Origin of the sequence: Actinosynnema sp. NPDC059797, assembly GCF_042732085.1 — a bacterium.
GTDB lineage: Bacteria > Actinomycetota > Actinomycetes > Mycobacteriales > Pseudonocardiaceae > Actinosynnema.
Genome location: NZ_JBHWIE010000366.1, coordinates 1 through 5,939, shown reverse-complemented (window position 1 = coordinate 5,939; position 5,939 = coordinate 1). Strand labels below are relative to the sequence as shown.

General features: G+C 72.9%; 6 protein-coding genes. 3 read left to right on the top strand and 3 right to left on the bottom strand.

Annotated elements, in window-relative coordinates; all coding sequences use genetic code 11:
- Together ACFV4N_RS37210 and ACFV4N_RS37205 are read left to right on the top strand one after the other, a co-directional pair.
- A partial coding sequence (locus ACFV4N_RS37210) for a sensor histidine kinase (RefSeq protein ID WP_499677368.1) occupies positions 1–723 on the top strand: 723 nt, incomplete at its 5' end.
- A gap of 359 nt (positions 724–1,082) precedes the next feature.
- Complete coding sequence (locus tag ACFV4N_RS37205; RefSeq protein WP_499677367.1) at positions 1,083–1,439, top strand: hypothetical protein; 357 nt, start codon at positions 1,083–1,085, stop codon at positions 1,437–1,439.
- 171 nt (positions 1,440–1,610) lie between these two features.
- Here the strand turns inward: ACFV4N_RS37205 and ACFV4N_RS37200 are convergent, their stop codons facing one another.
- Complete coding sequence (locus ACFV4N_RS37200; protein ID WP_499677366.1) at positions 1,611–2,966, bottom strand: sensor histidine kinase; 1,356 nt, start codon at positions 2,964–2,966, stop codon at positions 1,611–1,613.
- Positions 2,963–3,649: a response regulator transcription factor gene (locus ACFV4N_RS37195; RefSeq protein WP_499677365.1), complete on the bottom strand. Its 687-nt coding sequence runs from the start codon at positions 3,647–3,649 to the stop codon at positions 2,963–2,965. Before ACFV4N_RS37195 ends, ACFV4N_RS37200 begins: the two co-directional genes overlap by 4 nt.
- Before the next feature lie 156 nt (positions 3,650–3,805).
- Between ACFV4N_RS37195 and ACFV4N_RS37190 the strand changes: the two genes are divergently transcribed.
- Complete coding sequence (locus ACFV4N_RS37190; RefSeq protein WP_499677364.1) at positions 3,806–4,663, top strand: hypothetical protein; 858 nt, start codon at positions 3,806–3,808, stop codon at positions 4,661–4,663.
- A gap of 8 nt (positions 4,664–4,671) precedes the next feature.
- Here ACFV4N_RS37190 and ACFV4N_RS37185 read toward each other — a convergent pair whose 3' ends face one another.
- On the bottom strand, positions 4,672–5,886 hold the full coding sequence (locus tag ACFV4N_RS37185; RefSeq protein ID WP_499677363.1) for a putative glycoside hydrolase family 15 protein: 1,215 nt from the start codon (positions 5,884–5,886) through the stop codon (positions 4,672–4,674).
- Between the last annotated feature and the right edge of the window lie 53 nt (positions 5,887–5,939).

Genomic DNA, 5,939 nt, shown 5'->3' with positions numbered 1-5,939 from the left:
GCCCCCCGCCCCGCCCCCGGCTGTGACCGCGCCCCCGTGCTGCTCGAGGTAGGGGTCCAAGTTCTCAGGCAGGCTCCGGCGTTTATCACCTGCCCCGCCACGGCCACCGAGGCGGCCGTGCGGTGGCTGGCCTACACCGTGGAGACCGAGACCCTCATGAACGAGGTCGAGGACGCGGCCAACCGGATCTCCGCGCTGGTCGGCGCGGCCAAGCAGTACTCGCAGGTGGACCGCGCGCCGTTCCAGGTGGTCGACGTGCACGAGCTGCTGGACTCCACGCTGGTCATGCTCGGCGGCAAGCTCGGCGACGGCGTCCGGGTGGTCAAGGACTACGACCGGGCGCTGCCGCCGCTGCCCGCCCACGCCGCCGAGCTGAACCAGGTGTGGACCAACCTGGTGGACAACGCGGTGGCCGCGATGGGCGGCCGCGGCACGCTCACCGTGCGCACCGCCCGCGACGGCGACCACCTGCTGGTCGAGGTGGGGGACACCGGCACGGGCATCCCGCCCGAGGTGCAGGGTCGGATCTTCGAGCCGTTCTTCACCACCAAGGCCGTCGGCGAGGGCACCGGGCTGGGCCTGGACATCACGTGGCGCATCGTCGTGGAACGCCACGGCGGCGACCTGCGCGTCGAGTCCCGACCGGGTGACACCCGGTTCCTGGTCCGCCTGCCGCTGTCGGGAGGGCCGGCGCGGGACGGTTCCGGGGTCGCCCGGAGTTGAGGCGGCCAGGGTGACATCGCCTGGTCGGGCGCCCGGTCACGGCCAGGTGATGTCACTCCTGGCCGAATCCCCGTTCCGCGCGTCGTGCGGCACCACGGCACGCAGGTCCGGCTTCAGGTGCTCGCGGGTGCGCCCGGGCAGGCACTCGGCCGAGACCCCGGTGACCGGCGTCCGTTCCGGCCCCCGGGACGGCTGCCCAATGGCGGATGTCGGTCCGGTTGCCGGGTGGCTGCTGTCGGCAGCACCCCGCGTGCGCGGTCATCGGTGTCGTCCGCGACCCGCCGGGTGTTCTCCGAGGTCAGCACTCGTTTTACTCCGGTGGAGGAGAGCCGTGGGCGCTCGTCGGCTGGTGATCGCAGGTGTCGTGGCGGCGCTCGGCGGCTCGCCCGCCCGACGAGGTGGCCCACAAGCCGGACCCGAACGCACCGTTCCCGCGGCCCAAGCCGTGGCCGTGGGGCCCGTTCCCCTCGTCGGGCCCGAAGCCGGACCCGTGGGACGCGCTGATCGTCGAGGTGGCGCCGCTCGGGCTCCACCCGGAGCCGTGGGTGGCGCTGGACCTGCTGTCCGACTTCGACGCCGCTGCCGACTACCGGCTCAGGACCTACGACGTCTCGGCCTACGCCGGCACGACGGTGACCCTGCGCTTCACCGCCGTCGAGGACACCGGCGCCACCACGTCGTTCGTCATCGACGACATCGCCATCGAGACCGCCTGACCGGGCACGCCGAGCTGGTGGTCCACAGTGGACAGCCCTCGGCGGCTCGGCGCAGCCCTCGCCGATCACCTCGGAAGAAGCCCCTGTGAAGCGCACCCTGATGGCTGAGCCCGTGACGGGGAGCAGGCGCTACCTCGACAGCAGCCCGGCCATGTGCTGAGACCACCGGGCCTACGGGGCCAGGGGGAGGGTGGCGACGAGCCGCGCGCCGGTGCCGCGGGGGTGGTCGGTGGCGTAGAGGGCGCCGTGGTGGGTGGTGGCGATGCGGCGGGCGATGGCCAGTCCGAGCCCGGTGCCTCCGGTGTCGCGGGTGCGGGCGTGGTCGAGCCGGGTGAAGCGGTCGAAGACCCGTTCGCGGTCCTCGGGCGGGATGCCGGGGCCGTCGTCGAGGACTTCCAGCACCGCCCGGTGGCCGTCGGCGATCAGGCGGACGGTGACGGTGCCGGCGGCGTGGCGCTCGGCGTTGTCGAGCAGGTTGACCAGCAGGCGTTCCAGCAGGGCGCGCTCACCGCGCACCGGCACCGGCCGGTCGGGCAACTCGGTGGTGAGGGCGTGGCGGCTGCGGCGGCGTCCCACCTCCTGGCCGACGAGGGCGGTGAGGTCCACGGCGTCGCCGTCGGCGACGGGGGTGTGGTCGAGGCGGGCGAGCAGGAGCAGGTCGCCGGCGAGGTGCTGCAGGCGCTCGGTGTCGGCCAGGGCGGCGTGGGCGACGGCGGGCCAGTCGGCCCGGTCGGGGTGGGTGGTGGCGATCTCCAGCTCGGCGCGCAGCGCGGCGATCGGGCCGCGCAGCTCGTGCGAGGCGTCGGCCACGAAGCGCCGGTTGTCCAGCATCGCGGTCTCCAACCTGTCCAGGGTGGCGTTGACCGCGGTGGCGAGTTCGGCGATCTCGTTGCGGCCGCGCGGGACGGGCACCCGCCGGGTCAGGTCGTGCTCGGTGATGTCGGCCATCTCGCGCCGGATCTCCTCCACCGGCCGCACCGCGCGCCCGGCGGCCCACCACACCACCCGCGCGAAGAACAGGAGCAGGACGACCGCGCACGACACCACGCCGAGGACCAGCCTGTTCACGTACTGCTGCTTCTGGGTGAAGACCAGCCCCTCGTCCCCGGACACCTCCGACACCGGTAACCAGTGGATGGAGCCGTTCATGTCCTCGACGACCCGGTGCCCCTCCCTCGGCGGTCCGGAGAAAGGCCACAGGGACAGTTCCGGGACGAACTGGGACGACACGTAGGAAGCGGTGTACGTGACCGCCGGTCCCGGGGCGGCGTCGCTCCCGCCCGGTTCGGCGTCCCGCCCGAGCGAGACCGTCCTCTCCCGGTCCGAGCACCGCGTCCCGGGGTCCGCCGCCGGGCCTTCCCCGGACAGGCACAGGGTGACGGTCTGGTCGAAGTTGAAATCGGGGGCCTTCAGGTCCGACCACACGCTGATGACGACGAAGAACGAGGCGGTGGTGACCGGCACCGCCATCACCAGGACGGCGATCGCGGTGAGCTTCGCGCGCAGCGAGCGCCGGGCCGTGATCACGAGGTGCCTCCCCGCCGGTCGGTCAGGCGGTACCCGATGCCGCGGACGGTGGTGATGGTGCGCCGGCCGAACGGTGCGTCGACCTTGCGGCGCAGGGCGCTGACGTGGACCTCGACGAGGTTGGGGTCGTGCTCCCGGTCCTCGTCCCACACCCCGGCGGTGATCTCGGCCTTGGACACCACGCGGTCCCGGTGGCGCAGCAGGAACTCCAGCAGGGCGAACTCCTTGGCGGTCAGGGCGATCGGCTCCCTGCCCCGGCGGCAGGTCCGCGTGACCGGGTCCAGCTCCAGGTCCCCGGCGCGCAGCACGACCGGCCGGGGCGTCGCACCGCGCCGCACCAGCGCCCGCAGGCGGGCCACCAGCACGACGTAGGAGAACGGTTTGGTCAGGTAGTCGTCCGCGCCGGTGTCCAGCCCTTCGGCCTCGTCCAGCTCGCCGTCCTTGGCGGTCAGCATCAGGATCGGCGTCCACACCCGCGAGGCCCGCAGCTGCGCGCACACGCGGTAGCCGTCGAGGCCGGGCAGCATCACGTCCAGCAGGATCACGTCGTAAGAGCGCTCGGTGGCCCGCCACAGCCCGTCGAGCCCGTTGTGCTCCACGTCGACGACGAAGCTCTCCGCCACGAGCCCGCGGACGAGCAACCCGGCCAACCGGCGATCGTCCTCCACCACCAGTACCCGCATGGCGGCACTATGCCGCACCCGGAGCAGCGCACCTGAAGTCCGCTTCAGGTCCGGCCGGCCGGGCCGGCAAGCCGCGGGGGCGCACCGGTGACACGCCCACGACCAGGTGACCGCCGGACGGCGGCCGCCCGGCGAGTCCATCATGCCGTCGTCGCGTTGATCAAGACGGGGCGCGGCAGCGGCACGAGAGGAAGGGCGGGCCGGCAGGTGTCCATCAACCCGGCGCAGTGGCCCGGTCGGGTGGTGCCCGAGTCCGAAGCCGACGTCGAGGCCGCCGTGGCGTCGCTCTGCCTGCGCGCCGGGTGGGCCGACGCCGACCACGGCAGGCTCCGCCGCACCCTGGAGCCCTGGTTCACCGCGGGCTGGTGCGTCGACGCCGTGCTGCGGGCCGTGGACCTCACCCCCGACGGGCGGTTGCAGCTCGGTCGCCGGGCGAAGGACCAGCACCCGCACGACTTCGTCCGGAACCGGCTGAGGGCGTGGTTCGACGAACGCGACCACGCCGTCAGCGCGACCGAGCGCGCGGCCCCACCCGTCGACGGCATGTCCTACGGCCAGTGGTGGCGCATCAACCGCCGCAACGCGCGGGTCAACCAGCCGCGCCAGGACCAGCCGCGACTCGGCGAGGCCGGGCGGCAGGCCCGCGACCACGTCCACGCGCGGGCACGCTCCTCCCGGCGCGATCCGATCGCCGCCGTGCGCGAGAAGGGGCGGCGCGCCCAGGAGGCGCTGGACAGCCTGCTCGTGCCGGACCTGGCGCCGCCGTCCGCCGACGACCCGCACCCCCACCCCAGCAGCCCTCACGTGCGCGACCACGTCGCGCGCCAACAGGCCGTCGCCAACGACCTCACCGTGCGCCGCGCCCTCGCGGTCGTCCTGTCGCAGGACCGGCCCACCACCGAAGCGGTGACCGTCCTCCACAACGCCGTGCGGACCGCCAAGAAGCACGTCGGGCTGGCCGCCCTCGAAGCCCTGACCGATCACGGCGACGCGAGGACCACCGCGTCGCCGTGACCGGTTGGTCAGCAGGGTCGGCGGAGGATGGTGCCGGTGGTGCCGGGCAGTGCGACGGAGGTGACGGTGGTGCCGCGTTCGTCGGTGTGGTTGCCGTTGACCTTGACGGTGACCGCGGCGGTGTCGGTGGGGTTGGCGTTGACCAGGACGGTGCCGCAGGCGAAGTCGCGTTGGTAGATGTTGCGGGCGACCGCGCGGTGGGGGCCGGTGGGGGTGCCGAGGTCCCAGTCGTACTCGGCGCGCCAGGGTGAGGCGTCGCCGTAGCCGTCGGTGCGGTGCACGTCGGCGAACGCGGCGCGCTCGCCGGCGGCGATGAGGTAGCTGGCCAGTGCGTAGCGGTAGGGGCGTTCGGCGTCGGGGCTGAAGTGCGGCTGGACCCAGGTGATCTTGCCGCGGGCCTCGTTGGCGGTGATCTGGGCGACCTGCCTGCTCCAGCCCTCGGCGTACTCGGGCAGCAGGTTGGTGTCGTCGAAGGTCAGCCACCACTCGTCGAAGCCGCCGTCGAGGTGTTCGGTGTAGGTGTCCCACGCGCCGGCGTGCAGGCGGGCGTTGGACAGGTTCGCCACGGTCTTCAGCCCGGCGGCGACGAACCGGTCGCGGGTGTTGGCCAGCATCGAGGTGTAGGCGTCCTGGATCGCGGCGTCGGTCGGGTACTTCGCCGGGCACACGCCCTCGTGGTAGGCGTCGCACGGGAACAACGCGTTGTCCATGAACACCCCGTCGAAGCCGCCCTCCTGCGCACTGGCCACCACGTTGCGCGCCCACGCCTGCTGATAGGCCGGGTTTCCCACGTCCATCTGCCAGTGACCGGAATAGCCGCCGTACTCGAACCGCCTGCCCGCGGAATCCAGCAGGAACCACTCGGGGTGATCCCGCTCGGCCGCGCAGAAACCGATCCCGGCGGGCAGGTGCTCGTCGTCCACCCCGTTGCGGCACGCGTACGAACGGGTCGAGGAAAGATCCTTGTACACGAACAACTCGATCGCCGGGTTGGCCGCCTTGAACCTCGCGGCCAGGTCGCCCTCCCAGGCGTTCAACACGACGTAGCTGCGCCGCTTCGCCTCGGTGACCAGCGTCTTCTCGTCGATCGGGGTGCTGTTCATGTGCAGCCAGAAGGACTTGACCTGTCCACCTCCGCTCGCGTCCGCGGCGGGTTCGACACCCGCCGACCCGGCCGGGGCGACGAGCGTCGCCGCCGTCATGAGGCCCAGCACGGCAGACATCAGTATGCGGGTCCGGCCGCGTCGCGCAGGGCGGCGTCGACCGCGTTCATTGC